Annotated in this window: 16 protein-coding genes; 11 read left to right on the top strand and 5 right to left on the bottom strand. The window is 37.7% G+C overall.

Annotation, left to right across the window (positions count from 1 at the left end):
- Positions 1-265 precede the first annotated feature (265 nt).
- From secA to prmC, 4 genes are all read left to right on the top strand, one after another.
- Positions 266-2,983 carry a preprotein translocase subunit SecA gene (gene secA, locus AYT27_RS01025; RefSeq protein WP_011180150.1) on the top strand — a complete coding sequence of 906 codons (2,718 nt, stop codon included), beginning with the start codon at positions 266-268 and terminating at the stop codon, positions 2,981-2,983.
- 17 nt (positions 2,984-3,000) lie between these two features.
- Positions 3,001-3,417: a Fur family transcriptional regulator gene (locus tag AYT27_RS01020; protein WP_011180149.1), complete on the top strand. Its 417-nt coding sequence runs from the start codon at positions 3,001-3,003 to the stop codon at positions 3,415-3,417.
- 194 nt (positions 3,418-3,611) lie between these two features.
- Complete coding sequence (gene prfA, locus AYT27_RS01015; protein WP_011180148.1) at positions 3,612-4,691, top strand: peptide chain release factor 1; 1,080 nt, start codon at positions 3,612-3,614, stop codon at positions 4,689-4,691.
- The gene (prmC, locus tag AYT27_RS01010; protein WP_011180147.1) at positions 4,688-5,554 is read left to right on the top strand and encodes a peptide chain release factor N(5)-glutamine methyltransferase; all 867 of its coding nucleotides are present in this window, start codon (positions 4,688-4,690) and stop codon (positions 5,552-5,554) included. The genes prfA and prmC overlap by 4 nt, the downstream gene beginning before the upstream one ends.
- Here the strand turns inward: prmC and nrdF are convergent.
- The 4 genes from nrdF to nrdH are packed head-to-tail and all read right to left on the bottom strand — an operon-like array spanning position 5,551 to position 9,291.
- The gene (gene nrdF / locus AYT27_RS01005; RefSeq protein ID WP_011180146.1) at positions 5,551-6,525 is read right to left on the bottom strand and encodes a class 1b ribonucleoside-diphosphate reductase subunit beta; all 975 of its coding nucleotides are present in this window, start codon (positions 6,523-6,525) and stop codon (positions 5,551-5,553) included. The two genes, prmC and nrdF, sit on opposite strands and share 4 nt — an antisense overlap.
- An 11-nt stretch (positions 6,526-6,536) precedes the next feature.
- Positions 6,537-8,687, bottom strand: coding sequence for a class 1b ribonucleoside-diphosphate reductase subunit alpha (gene nrdE / locus AYT27_RS01000; protein WP_011180145.1), 2,151 nt, complete (start codon positions 8,685-8,687; stop codon positions 6,537-6,539).
- Positions 8,669-9,067 carry a class Ib ribonucleoside-diphosphate reductase assembly flavoprotein NrdI gene (nrdI, locus tag AYT27_RS00995; RefSeq protein WP_011180144.1) on the bottom strand — a complete coding sequence of 133 codons (399 nt, stop codon included), beginning with the start codon at positions 9,065-9,067 and terminating at the stop codon, positions 8,669-8,671. The genes nrdE and nrdI overlap by 19 nt, the downstream gene beginning before the upstream one ends.
- Entirely contained in the window at positions 9,067-9,291 is a 225-nt protein-coding gene (gene nrdH / locus AYT27_RS00990; RefSeq protein ID WP_011180143.1) for a glutaredoxin-like protein NrdH, read from the bottom strand. Before nrdH ends, nrdI begins: the two co-directional genes overlap by 1 nt.
- Before the next feature lie 708 nt (positions 9,292-9,999).
- On the opposite strand from nrdH, the gene AYT27_RS00985 reads away from it, so the two are divergent.
- From AYT27_RS00985 to AYT27_RS00955, 7 genes are all read left to right on the top strand, one after another.
- On the top strand, positions 10,000-10,752 hold the full coding sequence (locus AYT27_RS00985) for an ABC transporter ATP-binding protein (protein WP_011180142.1): 753 nt from the start codon (positions 10,000-10,002) through the stop codon (positions 10,750-10,752).
- A 3-nt stretch (positions 10,753-10,755) separates the two neighbouring features.
- Positions 10,756-11,637: a metal ABC transporter permease gene (locus tag AYT27_RS00980; RefSeq protein WP_011180141.1), complete on the top strand. Its 882-nt coding sequence runs from the start codon at positions 10,756-10,758 to the stop codon at positions 11,635-11,637.
- Position 11,638: 1 nt separating this feature from the next.
- Positions 11,639-12,559 (top strand): metal ABC transporter solute-binding protein, Zn/Mn family, encoded by a 921-nt coding sequence (locus tag AYT27_RS00975; RefSeq protein WP_011180140.1) that lies wholly within the window; start codon positions 11,639-11,641, stop codon positions 12,557-12,559.
- A gap of 1,386 nt (positions 12,560-13,945) precedes the next feature.
- Positions 13,946-15,271 (top strand): sn-glycerol-3-phosphate ABC transporter substrate-binding protein UgpB, encoded by a 1,326-nt coding sequence (gene ugpB / locus AYT27_RS00970; protein ID WP_011180139.1) that lies wholly within the window; start codon positions 13,946-13,948, stop codon positions 15,269-15,271.
- A gap of 107 nt (positions 15,272-15,378) precedes the next feature.
- Entirely contained in the window at positions 15,379-16,263 is an 885-nt protein-coding gene (gene ugpA / locus AYT27_RS00965) for a sn-glycerol-3-phosphate ABC transporter permease UgpA (protein WP_011180138.1), read from the top strand.
- A gap of 10 nt (positions 16,264-16,273) precedes the next feature.
- Entirely contained in the window at positions 16,274-17,125 is an 852-nt protein-coding gene (gene ugpE / locus AYT27_RS00960; protein WP_011180137.1) for a sn-glycerol-3-phosphate ABC transporter permease UgpE, read from the top strand.
- A gap of 2 nt (positions 17,126-17,127) precedes the next feature.
- Positions 17,128-18,174, top strand: a complete 1,047-nt coding sequence (locus tag AYT27_RS00955) for a sn-glycerol-3-phosphate import ATP-binding protein UgpC (protein WP_011180136.1) — start codon at positions 17,128-17,130, stop codon at positions 18,172-18,174.
- 118 nt (positions 18,175-18,292) lie between these two features.
- Here the strand turns inward: AYT27_RS00955 and AYT27_RS00950 are convergent, their stop codons facing one another.
- Positions 18,293-19,015: a glycerophosphodiester phosphodiesterase gene (locus tag AYT27_RS00950; RefSeq protein WP_034447536.1), complete on the bottom strand. Its 723-nt coding sequence runs from the start codon at positions 19,013-19,015 to the stop codon at positions 18,293-18,295.
- Positions 19,016-19,065 lie beyond the last annotated feature (50 nt).

The following is a 19,065-nucleotide window of genomic DNA, read 5'->3' as shown; positions in this document are numbered from 1 at the left end:
TAATACTGAAAAAATCATATAGAAAATGCCATATTATACCCTAAGTTACCCTGTAATATGATAATTAAACAGCATTACTAAAGTTGACATGGTGCACTTATCCCCTTATCTCTACTTTAATAATTGAAGTGAAAAATTGCGCACCAACAAGTATAATGGTACTATCTGCGTTTGGTTATATTAAATACCTTACGAGATTTAGAGTGTGGGGATAATATATGAAATACCCAGTAATAGTGGCAACAAATAAAAGAAAGGGCCAGGGATGGTCGGTTTAGGTGTCTTTGCACGTAAATTTTTTGGTTCAGCTCATGAACGGCGCCTCAAGGTTCTTCGCAAAAAAGCCGAACAAATTAATGTTTTGGAAGAGCAATTCCAGAAGTTAAGTGATACACAGCTTTGCAAAAAAACCGATGAATTTCGTAAACGTCTCGTGGAAGGTGAAACCGTTGATTTGCTCTTACCAGAAGCTTTCGCAACTGTCCGTGAAGCAGCAAAACGTGTTTATGATATGCGTCCTTTTGATGTACAGCTCATTGGTGGAATGGTGCTTCATGATTGTGGCATTGCTGAAATGCGCACCGGTGAAGGTAAAACATTAATGGCAACTTTGCCAATTTATCTCAACGCATTGGAAGGAAAAGGCGTTCATGTCGTGACAGTAAACGATTATCTTGCCAATCGTGATGCTGAAACAATGGGAAAAATCTTCGGTTTTCTAGGACTTACAACGGGCGTGATTTTGCATGATCTTGATAGTGACGCCCGCCGAGCAGCCTATGCATGTGATATCACCTATGCCACAAACAATGAATTGGGTTTTGATTATCTGCGCGATAATATGGCTTTCGACCGTAGTCAAATGGTCCAACGTGGGCATCATTATGCAATCGTCGATGAAGTTGATTCGATCCTCATTGATGAAGCACGTACTCCTCTTATTATTTCTGGTCCTTTAGAAGATCGGACTGACTTCTATAACCTTATTGATACATTTATCCCTGCCTTAACTCCAGAAGACTATGAAATAGACGAAAAACAAAAAACAACAACCTTTACCGAAGTTGGTACTGAAAAAATTGAAAAAATGCTCGAACAGGCAGGGCATCTTAAAGGTGAAAGTCTCTACGATATAGAAAATGTCGCTATCGTCCATCATATCAATAATGCTCTAAAAGCCCATAAGCTCTTTGTCCGTGACAAGGATTACATTGTCCGCAATGGTGAAATTGTTATCATTGATGAATTTACAGGTCGTATGATGCCGGGGCGGCGTTATTCTGAAGGGCTTCATCAAGCATTAGAAGCAAAAGAGCACGTTGCTATTCAACCAGAGAATCAGACTCTTGCTTCCATTACTTTCCAAAATTATTTCCGTATGTATAGAAAACTTTCTGGCATGACAGGTACTGCTATAACAGAAGCAGAAGAATTTAGTAATATTTATGGTCTTGACGTTATCGAAGTTCCCACAAATTTACCGATACAGCGTCGTGATGAAGATGATGAAATCTATCGAACAGCAGAAGAAAAATATCGTGCTATTGTACGTGATATTCGTCAAGCACATGAAAAAAGACAGCCTATTCTTGTTGGAACAACTTCTATTGAAAAGTCAGAACAATTGGCAGAACGTTTGCGAAAAGAAGGCATTACCAATTTTAGAGTTCTGAACGCCCGCTATCATGAACAAGAGGCATACATTATTGCACAGGCAGGAGTTCCTGGAGCAGTAACTATCGCAACCAATATGGCTGGTCGCGGTACTGATATACAGCTTGGTGGTAATATCGAAATGCGCATTCGACAAGAATTACAGGATATGCCCGAAGGACTAGAACGAACTGCAAAAATTGAAGAAATTAAAAAAGACGTCAAGCAACTCAAAGAAAAAGCATTAGCTGCTGGTGGTCTTTATGTTATTGCTACTGAACGTCACGAAAGTCGCCGTATTGATAACCAACTACGTGGACGTTCTGGTCGCCAAGGCGATCCCGGTCGCTCAAAATTTTTTCTCTCTCTTCAAGATGATCTCATGCGAATCTTCGGTTCCAACCGCATGGATGGGATGTTGCAAAAACTTGGATTAAAAGAAAACGAAGCTATTATTCATCCATGGATTAATAAAGCCATCGAAAAAGCGCAAAAAAAAGTTGAAGCAAGAAATTTCGAAATTCGTAAAAATTTATTAAAATATGACGATGTGATGAATGATCAGCGCAAAGTTATTTTTGAACAACGTATGGAGATCATGAACGCAGAGGATTTAACTGAAATGATTCTCGAAATGCGCAACGAAGTGGTTGAAGATCTTGTCGAAACCTACATTCCCTCTGGAACGTATTGCGAAAAATGGGACATTACAGCTCTACAAGAAGAACTTCATCAGCTCTTTAATCTTGAACTGCCAATCGAGACATGGGCAAAAGAAGATGGAATTGCTGAAGAACAAATCTTAGAGCGTATATCAAATGCTGTTACCAAACTTGAAAACGAACGTATTGAACGCTTCTCTCCAGAAGTTATGGCTTATTTCCATAAGGCCGTATTACTTGAAACCATTGACACATTGTGGCGTGAACATCTGGTACATTTAGACCATCTCCGTTCCGTTGTCGGTTTTCGTGGTTATGCACAACGTGATCCTCTCAACGAATATAAGACAGAATCATTTGAACTCTTTCAAGCCATGCTTAGAAATTTACGCAGAATCGTTACCTCTAAACTCATGCGTTTCGAGATCATTCAGCAACCCATAGAACCGCGCATACCTGAACAAACGGATGTTGGTGATCCTATTTTGAATGATCAAAATAAAAAAAATAGTTCTACCTTGTGGACACCATCACAAGAAAATAAATTCGTTAATCCGAAAGATCGTAATCCTAGTGATTCAACCACATGGGGGAAAGTGGGACGGAATGAACGTTGTCCTTGTGGTTCAGAAAAAAAATACAAACATTGTCACGGCGCCTTCGTCTGAAAAATATAACAGTTAAGATGCATAAAAAGCGAAATTATGAGCAAGAATTACGCACTGCAGGTTTAAGAGTGACACGTCAACGACGTATTATTCTTGATATTTTGGTCGACACAAAAGATCATCCTAATGCATTTGAAATTTTTCAACGTGCTAACAAAATAGATTCCAGTATTTCGCTCTCAACTGTTTACAGAACCATGAAGATATTAGAAGGAAATGGGACGATTCATCGCCATAGTTTTAGTGGTGGTCCCTCTCGTTTTGAGCAAGCAGATGGGCACCACCATGATCATCTCATTGATTTGGAAACAGGGCAAGTTATCGAATTTCATTCTGATATTATTGAAAAGTTGCAAGAAGAAATCGCTAAGTCCCTTGGTTATGATATTATCCATCACCGCCTTGAACTTTATGGGAAAAAACGTAATTTTTAAAATTATAGTTTCTCATGTGTCATCAAAAAATTCTTCCTGCAAACAAGATTTTACACAAGTTCTCTTTAAAAGCCTGCAGTTTCCATTGGCAAGAAAGATTTTCTACTTTATTACCCCTTTTTATAGGATGCTATAAAACACTCTATCACTAATATTACAACAAAAGTATTATAATAAATGAGGCCAATATTATCATGGTTTCTTTGCCACAAGATCGTATGAGACAGCTTGAAAAGCGCTTTGAAATAATTGAAAGCCAAATGGCTAAAAACCCGAATGCTGAAATTTATGTAAAATTAGCTTCTGAATATGCTGAATTGCAACCAATTGTTAGTTCCATACGAGCATTAAATGCTCTTTACGGAGAGATCACAGATCTAGAAACTATCATCAGTGATAAACTCACAGATGTAGAGATGCGTACTCTTGCTCAAGAAGAGCTCCCATTATTATGTCAGAAAATGGAACAACTTGAGCAAAAGCTTCAGATTCTTCTTTTGCCCAAAGACGTTGCTGATGAAAAAAGCGCCATTGTTGAAATTCGAGCCGGGACAGGTGGATCAGAAGCAGCACTTTTCGCCGGTGATCTCTTTCGCATGTATGAACGTTATGCCGCTTCTCGTAACTGGAAAGTGGAAGTTGTTTCGCTTAATGAAGGGGAAGTTGGTGGATATAAAGAAATTATTGCTACTATTTCAGGGAGAGGTGTCTTTTCTAAACTCAAATTTGAATCAGGTGTTCATCGTGTGCAACGCATCCCTGAAACAGAAACAGGTGGACGCATCCATACATCTGCTGCTACCGTTGCAGTGCTTCCAGAAGCTGAAGAAATTGATATTGAAATTCGTCCAGAAGATATTCGCATTGATACAATGCGTGCCTCTGGAGCAGGAGGACAGCATGTCAATACAACGGATTCCGCTGTTCGTATCACACATATTCCAACTGGGATTATGGTCGTACAAGCAGAAAAATCACAGCATCAAAATCGCGCACGGGCACTGCAAATTTTACGTGCACGCTTATTTGATATTGAACGACAAAAAGCGGAAAATGAACGCTCAGCATCCCGTAAAAGCCAAGTTGGATCTGGTGATCGCTCAGAACGTATTCGTACCTATAATTTTCCACAAGGACGTGTCACGGATCATCGTATTAATCTCACTCTTTATAAACTTGACCGCGTTTTAGAAGGAGATCTTGATGAACTTATTCATGCACTCATATCCGATCACCAAACAGCCCTCCTTATGGAAATGGATCATCATGAATGAACAAACATTCTCTCAACAATGTCATTCGACAAACTCAAGAAAAATTGCGCTCTCAAGGAGTTTCTGAAGCCAATCTTGATGCAAAAATACTGGTCGAATGGATAACAGATACAAATATATCTGATAGAGTTCTCCAACCAGATCTTTGCCTCTCTTTTGAACAAATATTACAATTAGAAAAAGCCATTCAACGACGTATTGCTGGTGAACCTGTCTACCGTATTATCGGAAAACGAGAGTTTTATGGTATATCCTTCGCACTCTCTCAAGAAACATTAGAACCACGCTCTGATACAGAAACGCTGGTGGATCTTGTTTTACCACCCCTCAAAAAATATGGTGAAAAATCAGAAAAAATAACACTGCTGGATATGGGAACAGGAAGCGGTGCTATTGCCATTGCGATTCTTAAACAAATTCCCCAATCCTATGCAGTAGCTGTCGATATTTCTGAAAACGCTCTTAAAACAGCCACAAAAAATGCAAAAAGTGCGAAAGTTATAAATCGCTTTACACCTCTTCTGAGCGATTGGTTTGATTCTGTTACAGGGCAATTCGATCTCATTATTTCCAATCCACCCTATATTCCAGAAACAGATATCACAAAGCTTGCAAAGGAAGTACATCTGCATGATCCCTTGCGCGCATTAATTGGTGGAAAAGATGGTCTTGATTTTTATCGAAAGCTTTCTGACAAAGCAGCAAACTACTTAAAAGAAAAAGGTTCTATCGCTGTCGAAATCGGCTACTCTCAAGAAAAAGAAGTCTGCGACTTATTTGAAAAAAATGGCTTCAAATGTTTAGAAATGCGCAAAGACTTAAACGGTATACCCCGCGCCCTTCTCTTTGTATGTAACCCTTAAAACTCCCAATCATCATCCGTGGTAGCAACCGCCTTGCCAATAACATAAGAAGAGCCAGCTCCTGAAAAAAAATCATGATTTTCATCAGAGTTTGGTGATAAAGCGGCTAAAATAGCAGGATTAACACGACAAACCTCAGACGGGAAAAGAGCTTCAAAACCTAAATTCATTAAAGCCTTGTTTGCATTATAATGAAGAAAAATTTTAACATCTTCTGTCAATCCAAGTGCATCATAAAGATCTTCAGTATATTTACATTCAATATTATAAAGGTCAAAGAGCAAGTTAAAAGCAAAATCCTTAACTTCCTTCTTTTTGGTTTCATCAAGTTTTGCAAACCCTAATTGAAATTTATAACCTATATAATAACCATGGACTGCTTCATCACGAATGATAAGCCGAATGAGATCAGCTGTATTGGTCAATTTAGCACGGCTGGCCCAATACATGGGTAAATAAAAACCAGAATAAAATAAAAAGCTTTCAAGTAAAGTCGAGGCAATCTTCTTCTTGAGTGGGTCATTTCCTTCATAACGCTCAAGAACTAATCTGGCTTTTTTTTGTAAATGAATATTTTCCTCTGACCATCTAAAAGCATCATCAACTTCTACCGTCGAACACAATGTTGAAAAAATAGAAGAATAAGAACGTGCATGAACCGCTTCCATAAAAGCAATGTTCGTTAACACTGCCTCCTCATGCTCTGTTATCGCATCAGCCATAAGCGAAATAGCACCTACAGTATTTTGAATCGTATCCAGAAGTGTTAACCCTGTAAAAACACGAATGGTTAACTTGCGTTCTTCTTCCGTTAGACTTGCCCATGAAGGAATATCATTGGAAAGCGGCACCTTTTCAGGCAACCAAAAATTTCCCGTTAAACGATTCCAAACCTCAAGATCTTTCTCATCATGCAATCTATTCCAATTGACAGCGCACACAACAGGATTTTTAGTTGTAATCTTTGTCATATGATTATCTCCTACAGACTACATGAAACGCAGCCATCCACTTCTGTTCCACTTAACGCTACTTGCCGCAACCGTACATAATAAATACTCTTTATCCCCTTTTTCCAGGCATAAATTTGTGCGCGGTTAATATCACGTGTAGTGGCCGTATCAGGAAAAAACAACGTTAACGAAAGACCTTGGTCAACATGCTGTGTAGCAGCAGCATAGGTATCAATAATTTTTTCAGGACCAATCTCATAAGCATCCTGATAAAAATCCAAATTCGTATTATCCATATAAGGAGCGGGATAATAAACGCGTCCAATTTTTCCTTCTTTACGAATCTCAATCTTTGAAGCAATCGGATGAATAGAAGAGGTCGCATGATTAATATAGGAAATAGACCCCGTGGGCGGCACTGCCTGAAGATTGCGATTATAAAGCCCGTACTCAATAACTAATTTCTTCAGCTCCTGCCAATCTTTTTGGTCTGGTATCACAATATTATTCCGTGCAAAAAGCTCTTGTACAAGCGAAAATTGTGGTTTCCATTCCTGCTCAATATATTTAGCAAAAAAACTACCATCTGCGTAAGCTGACTTTTCAAACCCTACAAACATTTTTTGACGTTCACGTGCAATTAAATTGGAAACACGTATTGCGTGATATGCTACGATATAAAAATAGATATTTGTAAAATCAATTGCTTCCGGAGATCCATAATAGATCTGTTCACGTGCTAAAAAACCATGCAAATTCATTTGTCCCAAACCAATTGCATGACTTTCAGCATTACCTTTTGCAATGGAAGGAACACAAGCGATATTACTCATATCTGACACAGCAGTAAGAGCACGAACAGCAGCTTCTACCGTCCGCCCAAAATCATCACTGTCCATTGCTTTTGCAATATTCATGGAACCAAGATTACAAGATATATCACTTCCAACTGTGCGATAAGTTAAATCCGCTTCTAGTTCACTCGCCTCATTCACCTGCAAAATCTCTGAACATAAATTGCTCATATTTATACGTCCAGCTATTGGATTGGCTCGGTTGGCAGTATCCTCAAACAAGATATAAGGATAACCTGATTCGAATTGTATTTCTGCCAATGTCTGGAAAAAGACACGTGCACTTATTTTCTTTTTACGAATTTTTGCATTATCAACAAAGGATCGATAATGCTCCGTCAAAGAAATATCGCTAAAGGGTTTGCCTGTAACACGCTCAATATCATAAGATGAGAATAAATACATATCCTCATTATTACGCGCAAGCTCAAAAGTAATATCAGGAATAATCACACCAAGCGAAAGAGTTTTAATTCTGACTTTTTCATCAGCATTCTCACGCTTTGTATCCAAAAATTTCATAATATCTAAATGATGGGCATGCAAATAAACAGCACCAGCACCTTGCCGTGCACCAAGCTGATTAGCATAAGAGAAAGAATCTTCCAAAAGTTTCATCACCGGTAAAACACCTGAAGACTGATTTTCTATTTGCTTGATCGGTGCCCCTGCTTCCCGCAAATTTGTCAAACAAAGCGCTACCCCTCCACCGCGCTTTGAAAGTTGTAAAGCTGAATTAACCGAACGTCCTATCGATTCCATATTGTCTTCAACCCGCAACAAAAAACACGATACCAATTCGCCCCGTTGTTTTTTTCCTGCATTCAAAAATGTCGGGGTTGCAGGTTGAAACCGTCCTGTAATAATTTCATCCACAAAGCTCTCAGCAAGAGCCTTATTCCCTTGCGCTAAATATAAAGCTACCAAGCAGATACGGTCTTCATAACGCTCAAGATAGCGCTTTCCATCAAAAGTCTTTAGTGTATAGCTGGTATAATACTTAAATGCGCCCAAAAAAGTAGGAAAGCGAAACTTAAACGCATAAGCACGCTTAAAAAGCTTTTTGATAAAAGAAAAATCATAAAGCTCAAACAAAGCTTTTTCATAATAACCTTCTTCTATCAAGTAGTCTATTTTTTCCTTAAGATTATGAAAAAAAACCGTATTTTGATTAACATGCTGGAGAAAATACTGTCGCGCAGCAAGTCGATCCATATCAAATTGAATATGACCATTTTCATCATAAAGATTAAGCATTGCATTCAGCGCATGATAATCCGTGATCTGATCTGATTTCTGCGACTGTTCTATACCAACTGTTTCCAAAATCTTTCCAATCCCTTCTTTACACAAATAATATCTTCCTCAGTTCCACGCAGCTCAAAACGATACAGACAAGGCACAAAACACTTTTCAGCAATGATCTTGCTCGCTAAGCTGTAATAGCGACCAAAATTACGATTCCCACCACCAATGACCCCCCGAATCAATTTTCGGTTCTCATCTTCATTGAGAAAACGAATAACTGCTTTCGGCACAGCCATTTTCCCTTCACCATCTGCATACGTAGGAACAACCAACACATAAGGCTCATCAACTAACATCGACGGTTTTTTTTTATCAATTTTGAAGAGTCGTTGATCAAGCTGAGAAACAAAATACTCAGTATTACCCGTTGCACTCGAATAATAAACGATAAGTCCCATTAAACACAAAGACCACTAATCATATCTGGTCTAAAACCAGACCAATGATTTTCACCACAAACAACTACAGGAACCTGACGATACCCTAAAGACTGAACAAAACTATATGCTTGTTCATCCCGAGAAATGTCAACCACACGATAATTAATGCCTTTAGCATCGAAAGCGCGGCGTGTAGCATCACATTGGACGCAAGATGGTTTGCTATAAATAGTGACCGGCATTTTTTCAACTTTCAAAATTCCAAAAAATTAACTCTTTTAGAGTTAATTTTGACGATTTTATAGATACTCAAGAATAACAAACAACAGCAAGCATACACAAATATGTGCAGCTCTACTCTCGTTCAAACAATACATAGCTTTCTGAACGTAACAGAAATCCTCATCAAATAATTTTAAAATTACAACGAGAATAAATGATTATCTTACAACAAAAATGGTAAAATAGCTCAGTTATAAAACAATCTTCTGCTTGCATTACAATACCCTCCTGCTGCCTAAAAAAACCAACGACCCCTAAAACGTCTCCAGCAGTCGCTCCTCAACACTAATTTTACTCTGTTTATGATACAATCAACTCACAAACACGAAACGGAATTACCCCTCAAGAGATACTTCAGCAGAAATACTGCTTTCCTCTTGCGTCAATAAACTTTTTTCTATCACATTATGGAAATAACTTAGATGCCAAACGAAACACACTGTACCCTCACTTGTGCCTATTTAGAATCACCAATCATTTTTAATACTATATATAGTATACACACACTCTCTTTCGTCAAGGAAAATTCAACCATTATTTTTAATTTTCCACGATCTTCCCACGAAAATAATTAGTTCCAAAATCTATGTAATAATATAACATTTTGTTGACAAATGTTATATTATTACATATCTATCCTAAGAGAGATAATAGAAACGGTATGAATTATGAATCTGCATTTTAATGATGCAACATTAGGCTATGGAAACAGGATAGCAATAGAAAATTTTTCAGCAAAGTTAAAAGCTGGATCGTTAGTAGCAATAATGGGTGATAATGGTGCTGGAAAATCTACACTATTAAAAGCTATAGTCGGATTGATTAAACCTCTCAAAGGAAAAATTACAAAACCAAAGAAAAGCCGAATTGCTTATCTTGCTCAGCAATGTAATATAGATCAAACATTTCCCATTGATGTGAGAGCACTTGTAAAAACGGGACTATGGTCTTTTTGTGGATTATGGAAAAACCAACGCCCTTATTACTCTAAAATTCAGAATGCACTTGAAATAGTTGGGCTCACGGCTTTTGCCACCCGTTCACTTGATACGCTCTCAAGTGGCCAATTACAGCGCGCCCTTTTTGCACGTATTATTGTACAAGATGCCGATCTTATCTTGCTCGATGAACCTTTCAATGGTGTAGATCGTAAAACCCAAAAAGACCTTCTTACTTTAATCGCACACTGGCAAAAACAAGGACGAACAGTTCTTACAGCGCTCCATGACCCCCTCATTGTACAAGAATATTTTCCACAAATGATTCAAATTAATAAACAAAATGCCTTCTATGGAGAAACAACACAGTTTTTCTCCGACACCATTCACCAGGCTATATCACCTGTTATATCCAACTCTTTTCGTATCAGCGTGCTAAAACAATATCTTCCCTTCAATGATTCTTGTTCTATTGGATTATAATACGTGTACGCATTTTTTCTTGCCCCTTTCGTTGATTTCCATTTTATGCAAAGTGCCCTTATCGGTTCAATCCTCTTATCCATCAGCGCATGTCCTGTCGGCGTATTTTTGATGCTGCGTGGAATGAGTTTAGTAGGAGATGCTGTATCTCACGCTATTCTTCCTGGTGTTGCAATTGCTTTTCTTTTTTGTGGATTCTCACTCATATCTATGACACTTGGTGGCATCCTAGCTGGTATCATCGTTGCTTTAGCAACCGCCTTAATTTCACGAAATAGCTTTCAGAAAGAAGACGCATCAATGACTGTTTTTTATCTTATTGCACTTGCAGCTGGTGTCATTATTGTTTCACTTAAAGACTCAACAATTGATCTGCTTCATCTCTTATTTGGCTCAGTACTCGCAATTGATACACAAGCCCTTTTACTAATCACCACTATCATGTTGATCACAGTGTGCAACCTTTGCATTTTCTGGCGCGCACTCGTAGTGGAAAGCTTTGATCCTCTCTTTTTTAAATCACTCTCTCCACTGAGTAAATATATTCATGTATCATTGCTCGGACTTGTTGTATTGAATTTGGTGGGAGGCTTCCAATCACTTGGAACATTACTTTCTGTTGGTATTATGATGATTCCAGCTATTACAGCCCGCTTTTGGCTTTCGCGTCTGGGCCCTATCTGCATACTTTCCACCCTTTTGGGAATCGTTGCTAGTATATGTGGTCTACTGCTTTCTTTTCATCTCTCACTTCCCTCTGGTCCCGCTATCATTATTGCCGCAGGATTTATTTATCTTTTTTCATGCTTTATAAGTCCACGTGGCTTTATTGTATCATGGTTTCCAAATCTCTTTTATACCTTCCTGCCCACTTTAAGGAAATAATGTGCCTAGACTTATTCAAAAACTTGTTCTGCTTGGAGTCTTCTTACTCCTTGTGCTTTTTTCGTTTTCTGCTTCTGCGTATAATAAAATTAGAGTTATCGCGAGTTTTTCTATTCTTGCAGACTTAGTAAAAAATGTAGGAGGTGATCATATTTCTATGATTACTTTCGTTGGTCCCAATGCAAATACCCATACTTATGAACCTACCCCCCGTGATGCTCAAGAGCTTAAAAAGGCTCATATTATTTTCATCAACGGACTTCATTTAGAAGGTTTCATTGACCGTCTCATCACAGCAAGTGGTACAAAAGCACTGGTTGTTGAAGTGAGTGCTAACATCTCCCCCCTCGAAATTAAAAACCAAGAACAGAGTGCCCAACACCGCCACAGTAATATTGATCCACATGCTTGGCAGACTATCCCAAATGTTGAAATTTATATTAAAAATATTGCCACTGCTTTTTGTAAAATCGATCAACAATTCTGTGCAACCTACAGCAAAAACGCCAACTCTTACATCCAAAAACTTAAAGAAAAACAAGAAACATTTAAAACAAAGATTGCAACCATTCCAAAAGATAAGCGTATTATTATCACATCTCATGACGCCTTTGGCTATTTTGCTCAAGAATATGGCTTCACTATCCTTGCACCCCAAGGGATTTCTACAGAAGCTGAAGCGACTGCAGCCGATGTGGCCAAACTTATCAAGCAGATTAAAGCCAACAAAGCAACTGCACTGTTTGTTGAAAATATCTCTAATCCTCGTCTCATAGAACAGATTTCAAAAGAAACAAGTTTACAAATTGGTGGAACACTGTATTCTGATGCGTTATCGAACAAAAATGGCCCTGCTGCAACCTATCTCGATATGATGGAACATAATGTAAAAACTATTATCGACGCGATAACAAAGCATTAAGGCGCGTCATTATATTATAAGTACAAAACATTGATTTATGAAAATAATTCACCATTTCATCGATTGAATGCGCGTTCCAATACCCTAAGACTTTCTTATTTCAAATTTTTGCATTTAAAATCAGAAAAAACATTCGCTTGCATTTCACAAACAGAGTTGTCGTGATGTAAAAACTACTTCAGAAAAGAGTAAAAATACTTCTTATGAACAGTCTCAATGCAAGAACCTTTGCAACATTGAGAGCTAGTAAATAGAATGATGAGGCCGGCGTGAAACTTCATAAGCGTAAAGAAATGGTAATGTACAACGGCTTTCACGATATACCATTCACGGGCACTTACTTGAAATAGGCTTAGGAGTTTAAGAAGACCAACAATGTGGATAAAAGCCGTCTTAGAAAAGACTCAATATGCCCCTCATGAACCGTCTCAGTACAAGAACCTTTTACAATATCGCGAGCGGTAAATAAAATGATGGGAGTGACTTACCCCCTCATAAGTGTAAGAATGTGGGGTATTCAATGGATCTTACGTTATACTCTTCACATCCACCGTGAGATAGACTTGAAATCAATGAGAGATGTCTTTTAAAAAGTAAGTGCGTGAATGAGCAAAACGACGGTGTTCTGTTTTCCTTGAAGGACTAGTCGCATAAAGAATACGATAAGCAAAAATGTGAAGAGTTGCATAATTTCCATTACTTAAAAGATATTGTTATGGAAGCTTTTGAAAGTAAAACTGAATTAAAATAGGGTAGGAAAGATGAAAATTGTTTTTTACCTTTACAGCTTTATATTCATCCCCAATGAGGCTGTTTACCCGTTTGAGAGATTACCCAAACAGAAAGACGCAATATTCTTGCATTGACCTAGCATAGGAATGCTGGAATTATACATAAGGCACTGAAATATCTATATATTTTCTTTGAACATGCAACTGCGTTAACATTGGATGCTAATTGACAAACAAAGGTAAAAGCACGCTCTTTGTTCGTGTGGGATGCAAACAACCTTTCTGGAGATTGGCGTTTAAAAGTGATAAGACAAACACTATAAAAATTAAAAAACACTTTCCTAAAAACCATAACCAGAATATCACAACTTCTCCTATTGAATGATTGCTACTGTTTATATAGTTGAGCTTCCCTTCTCACTCTTCTCATTTGAATCATTTCAATTTTTTACCAGATTTTTATAATGATCTTTTCAGAACACAATAACCATCACAAAGGGAAAACTGCCGAGTCTAAACAAATTCGTTTGACCTTTTTGTGGTTCCTGTTTAAATGGGTCAAAATATTTTTGGAATAATACTGTCACTGCATGTTCACGTGTAATACTATAAATTTGGTAAAATCCGTATTCCATCACTTTAGAAAGGGTGAACCATGAGTCGTTTTTATCTTTCTATAGCGGCATTTACTGTTGCTATCAGCGTGACAACAGCGGGTTTTGCGCAAACAAAAATCAGCTTTTGGCATTCTATGAGCGGTGAGCTAGGAAAACAAACTGAAAACCTTATTAACGACTTTAATGCTAGTCAATCTGAGTATAAAGTTATTCCTTCATTTCGTGGTGAATATGAAGAAGGTATGATCTCGCTCATTTCGGCATTCCGTGGAAAACAACAGCCGGTTCTCGTCCAAATTTATGAAATTGGCACTGGAACTATGATGGCTGCAAAAGGTGCAATTTATCCCATTTATCAATTGATGAAAGATACAAAACAAGAATTCGATCCTACAGATTATTTGCCTGCTATAAGTGGTTATTATTCTGATGTTCAGGGACGAATGCTATCTATGCCTTTCAACGCTTCAACACCAATCCTTTATTATAATAAAGATATCTTTAAAAAAGCAGGACTTGATCCAGAACAGCCACCTAAAACATGGCAAGATGTCGAAAGTTTCTCCAAAAAAATTCTTGAAACTAAAGCAGCAAGCTGTGGTTTTACAATGGCTTATGCATCTCAATGGATTGGCATAGAAAACTTTTCAGCATTACACAATATTCCTTTTGGGACGAAAGAAAATGGCTTTAGCGGACTTAATTCAAAGCTTACCTTTAATGGGCCATTACAAGTGCGTATGTGGACTGACCTTAAAAAATGGTCTGATCAAGGCATTTTCCGCTATGGTGGCCCTGCCGGCGCATTAGATGCAACACCAATGTTTATGACACAAAATTGTGCAATCTTTATGCAATCTTCAGGATCGCGTGCAGGTATCCTTTCTGAAGCAGTATTTAATGTTGGATTTGGTATGCTCCCCTACTACGACAATGTAGAAGGTGCACCACAAAATTCAATTATTGGAGGAGCTTCGATTTGGGCTTTGAAAGGTCATACCCCTGAAGAATATGCAGGTGCAGCTGCTTTTCTTAAATTTCTCTCAAAAGCTAATAATCAAGCTAAGTGGCACCAGATAACAGGTTATCTTCCAACTACAAAGGCTGCTTACGAACTAAGTAAAAAACAAGATTACTACAAAAAAAACGTTGGAGCAGATATTGCTATTAGACAGATTACTCTTAACCCACCAACCGTTAACTCAAAGGGTATCAGATTTGGTAATTTACCGCAAATTCGTTCCATACTTGATCAAGAATTAGAAGCTGTACTCAATGGCTCAAAAACACCAAAAGATGGATTGGATGAAGCCGTTGAGCGTGGGAATAAACTTCTCCGTGAATTTGAGAAAGCCAATCATTAAGGTTTCATTATTGTTGTTAAAGATCAAAAACTCTACAAAACAGTTGAGTTTTTTTAATTCTTTTTTATTCACCTTTCTAAAGTCTCTCTCTTTAAAGAGCTCTACGAATGCAAGAAAAACATGCATATTTCAAAAATAGTCTACTTCCTTACTGGTTGCTTTTTCCTCAGCTCCTTGTGACTTTTTTGTTTTTCTTTTGGCCTGCTATCCAAGCAATAAAATCGTCTTTTGAGCGTGAAGATCCTTTTGGCTTTACTACAACCTTTATTGGTTTTGAAAATTATGTTACAATTTTCTCTGATCTTGCTTATCTCAAATCGCTTCTTATAACCGCAATATTTTCCATTTCGGTAACTGCCACTTCAATGACCATATCTCTTCTTTTGGCTGTCTGTGTTGATCGTGTCATCCGCGCAAAAAAAGCTTACACAACACTTTTGCTCTGGCCTTATGCTGTTGCTCCGGTATTGGCAGGTATATTATGGTTGTTTATCTTTCATCCAACTGCCGGAATTGTCCCTTTTTTTCTCCAGAAAATAGGTATTATATGGAATTATCGTATTAATGGCATTCAAGCAATGATTATTATTGTGATTGCAGCCAGTTGGAAACAAATCTCTTATAATTTTCTCTTTTTTCTTGCCGGTCTTCAATCTGTTCCACGTTCCCAAATAGAAGCAGCAGCAATTGATGGTGCTGGTCCTTTTAAACGATTTTGGACTGTGGTTTTTCCGCAAATTTCACCGACAACCTTTTTTCTTCTTATCGTTAACATCCAATATGTTATGTTTGATACATTTGGCATTATTGATAACATAACCTCTGGAGGTCCTGCGCGTGCAACAAGCACTCTTGTCTACAAAGTGTACGATGATGGTTTTAAAAACCAAATAATTGGTGCATCAGCAGCACAATCAACAATATTAATGTTGATGGTTATTGTCTTAACATTTATTCAGTTCCGCTGGATTGAACGCCGTGTACAATATTAGGAAGAAAATCATGGTTGAAAATCGCCCTGTTTTAAAATTTCTAACCCATATAACCCTTATTATTGGCATTTTCATTATTTGCTTTCCAGTTTATGTTGCTATCATTGCCTCAACCCATAACTCGGCGGCATTTAGTTCAGGAACACTTCCTCTTTTACCAGGAAAATATGCCCTGGAAAACTATAAGACAATCTTTGGTGATGGACTTATGCAGCTTGGTTTGCCTAATCTCTGGCCACTCTTAATGAACTCCCTCATTATGGCTGTTGGTATTAGTATTGGAAAAATTATTATTTCACTCTTTTCTGCTTATGCAATTGTCTACATGCGCTTCCCTTTTCGCAAAACTGCGTTTGCCCTTATATTCATTACATTAATGCTACCTGTCGAAGTTCGTATTATCCCAACATATGCAGTCGTCGCACAATTAGGCATGATAAACACCTATGGTGGAATGATTATTCCACTCATTGCATCTGCAACTGCTACATTTTTATTTCGTCAGTTTTTTTTGACTGTTCCTGACGAACTCTTAGAAGCTGCTCGTGTTGATGGTGCAGGACCATTTAAATTTTTTAAAGATATTCTTCTTCCTCTTAGCAAAAGTAATATTGCTGCTTTATTTATCATTATGTTCATTTATGGATGGGTACAATATCTTTGGCCTCTTATAGTCACAACTGACCAAAATCATCAAACTATTCTTATTATTCTCAAACAGCTCATCGTAGAATCACTTCAACATAACCCTCAATGGAATATACTCATGGCAGTATCGGTTGTGGCCATGGTGCCACCTGTTCTAGTCGTTATTTTCATGCAGCGACTTTTTATCAAAGGCCTTATTGAAACGGAGAAATAACTGTGGCCATAATCCAGTTATCAAATATAAAAAAACAATATGAAAATGGCATTCTAGTCATTGATGATTTAAACTTAACTGTTGCCGATAAAGAACTTCTTGTCCTTGTAGGTCCTTCAGGGTGCGGAAAATCAACTCTATTACGCATCATTGCAGGACTCGAGCAAGTCACTTCAGGTGAACTGTATATTGACAATGAGCGTATCAATAATCGTGAACCAGCTGATCGTGACATCGCTATGGTTTTTCAAAATTATGCACTTTATCCTCATATGACAGTTCGTGGAAATTTAGAATATGGTCTTAAAAATCGTAAAACACCTAAAGATGAAATAAATAAGCGTATCACACACGCTGCAAAGCTTTTGCAAATAGAGCCATTTCTGGATCGTAAACCACGGCAATTATCAGGAGGACAACGACAGCGTGTTGCAATGGGGCGTGTCATTGTTCGTCAACCACGTGTTTTTCTCTTTGATGAGCCACTTTCAAACCTCGATACACAACTGCGTGCGCAAATGTGTATCGAGATTAAAACACTCCAGCGTTCATTGGGAACAACTAGCCTCTACGTGACTCATGATCAACTAGAAGCGATGACACTAGCTGATAGAATAGTTGTCATGAATAAAGGGGCTATTGAGCAAATTGGAACGCCAATGGAAATTTACGATTATCCAGAAACAACATTTGTTGCTGATTTTATTGGCTCTCCCTCTATGAATTTTCTTGATCGCAAAACTTTAGAACAGCATTTAGGTCATTCATTGTCTTATAGTCAAGAAACTGATCTTTTAGCATTCAGACCTGAAGTAATCTTGTTAGGCGAATATCCAAATCAAGGAGCTGTCTTTCACACACAAATTGAACTTATCAAACCTGTCGGAACAGGATGCCATGTTTTAACGCATTGGAATAATAATATTTTTACCATTGAAATAAAAGAACGTTTGACACACGATTATGGTCAAAAACTAAGCTTTACTGTTCCCCATCAGAGTTTTCATAGTTTTAACAAAAGTACTGGAAAACGCACACGTGAGAATTAAATAAAGTAAAAATTTTAATCTTATAAGCACCATCAGTAAATAATCCGCACTTCTCTTTTTTATCAACCTCATTTTTTTAGGGTGGTGTTATTTGCTTTATATTATAGATTGTGTGCTTTTATTTTTCCGTACGTAATTGTATAGCAAGGTCAGGTTGATCTGTTGTGATATAATGTACAGGCATATCAAGCCAATGCGATAGCCGAGGTCTCCCATTAATTGTCCATACCCCCACAGTAAAGCCAGCTTCAAGCGCAGATTCAATAAAGTCCTGTGAAACAAGAGAACCATCTAAACTCAGATCAGAATAGCCCAATTTTTTCCATTTAGAAAAATGCTGGTACATATCACCTTCAAAACGATCAATACATGGACCAGATGTTATTCCTGCTTCAATAAAAGGATGAAGGCTTATAGGATCAAAACTGATTGCAGAGACCCGTTCTGTTAAATTTCGATTTTTTATCAACGCAAGTGCTTTTTGAGATAAAAGCCTTTCACGCTCAACTTCACCACATGTTTTGATTTCAAGATGAAGCGCAACATTAGTTGATCCTAAAAGATCAAGCACCTCTTCTAATAAAGGAGGAGCTTCAGTACTTCCTTTCACATGAAGTTGTTTACGTGTTTCATTATCAATATTGTGAATATATTCTTTTTTTCCAACCAGTTGTTCTAGATAAAAATCATGAAATACAACTACTTCACCACTTTTAAGAAGATGAACGTCGCATTCAATCTCATCGACTCCCAACGCAATGGCGTTACGAAATGCTGAAAGTGTATTTTCGGGATAAAGATTAGCCCCCCCACGATGCGCAACAATTTTTTTCTCAGACATGGGAAACTTCACACTTCTCAAATTTAAACGATACTCGCTCATACATAATG

This window comes from Bartonella henselae str. Houston-1 (assembly GCF_000046705.1).
Lineage (GTDB): Bacteria > Pseudomonadota > Alphaproteobacteria > Rhizobiales > Rhizobiaceae > Bartonella > Bartonella henselae.
This window is presented reverse-complemented; position numbering and strand designations above follow the sequence as displayed.

What these genes read in the sequence shown, in the direction of transcription:
- ugpB (WP_011180139.1), top strand. Translation starts at nt 13,946, where the DNA reads ATGAGTCGTTTTTATCTTTCTATAGCGGCATTTACTGTTGCTATCAGC.
- AYT27_RS00950 (WP_034447536.1), bottom strand. Translation starts at nt 19,015, where the DNA reads ATGTCTGAGAAAAAAATTGTTGCGCATCGTGGGGGGGCTAATCTTTAT.
- secA (WP_011180150.1), top strand. Translation starts at nt 266, where the DNA reads ATGGTCGGTTTAGGTGTCTTTGCACGTAAATTTTTTGGTTCAGCTCAT.
- prfA (WP_011180148.1), top strand. Translation starts at nt 3,612, where the DNA reads ATGGTTTCTTTGCCACAAGATCGTATGAGACAGCTTGAAAAGCGCTTT.
- nrdH (WP_011180143.1), bottom strand. Translation starts at nt 9,291, where the DNA reads ATGCCGGTCACTATTTATAGCAAACCATCTTGCGTCCAATGTGATGCT.
- AYT27_RS00985 (WP_011180142.1), top strand. Translation starts at nt 10,000, where the DNA reads ATGAATCTGCATTTTAATGATGCAACATTAGGCTATGGAAACAGGATA.
- ugpE (WP_011180137.1), top strand. Translation starts at nt 16,274, where the DNA reads ATGGTTGAAAATCGCCCTGTTTTAAAATTTCTAACCCATATAACCCTT.
- nrdF (WP_011180146.1), bottom strand. Translation starts at nt 6,525, where the DNA reads ATGACAAAGATTACAACTAAAAATCCTGTTGTGTGCGCTGTCAATTGG.
- AYT27_RS01020 (WP_011180149.1), top strand. Translation starts at nt 3,001, where the DNA reads ATGCATAAAAAGCGAAATTATGAGCAAGAATTACGCACTGCAGGTTTA.
- nrdI (WP_011180144.1), bottom strand. Translation starts at nt 9,067, where the DNA reads ATGGGACTTATCGTTTATTATTCGAGTGCAACGGGTAATACTGAGTAT.
- prmC (WP_011180147.1), top strand. Translation starts at nt 4,688, where the DNA reads ATGAACAAACATTCTCTCAACAATGTCATTCGACAAACTCAAGAAAAA.
- ugpA (WP_011180138.1), top strand. Translation starts at nt 15,379, where the DNA reads ATGCAAGAAAAACATGCATATTTCAAAAATAGTCTACTTCCTTACTGG.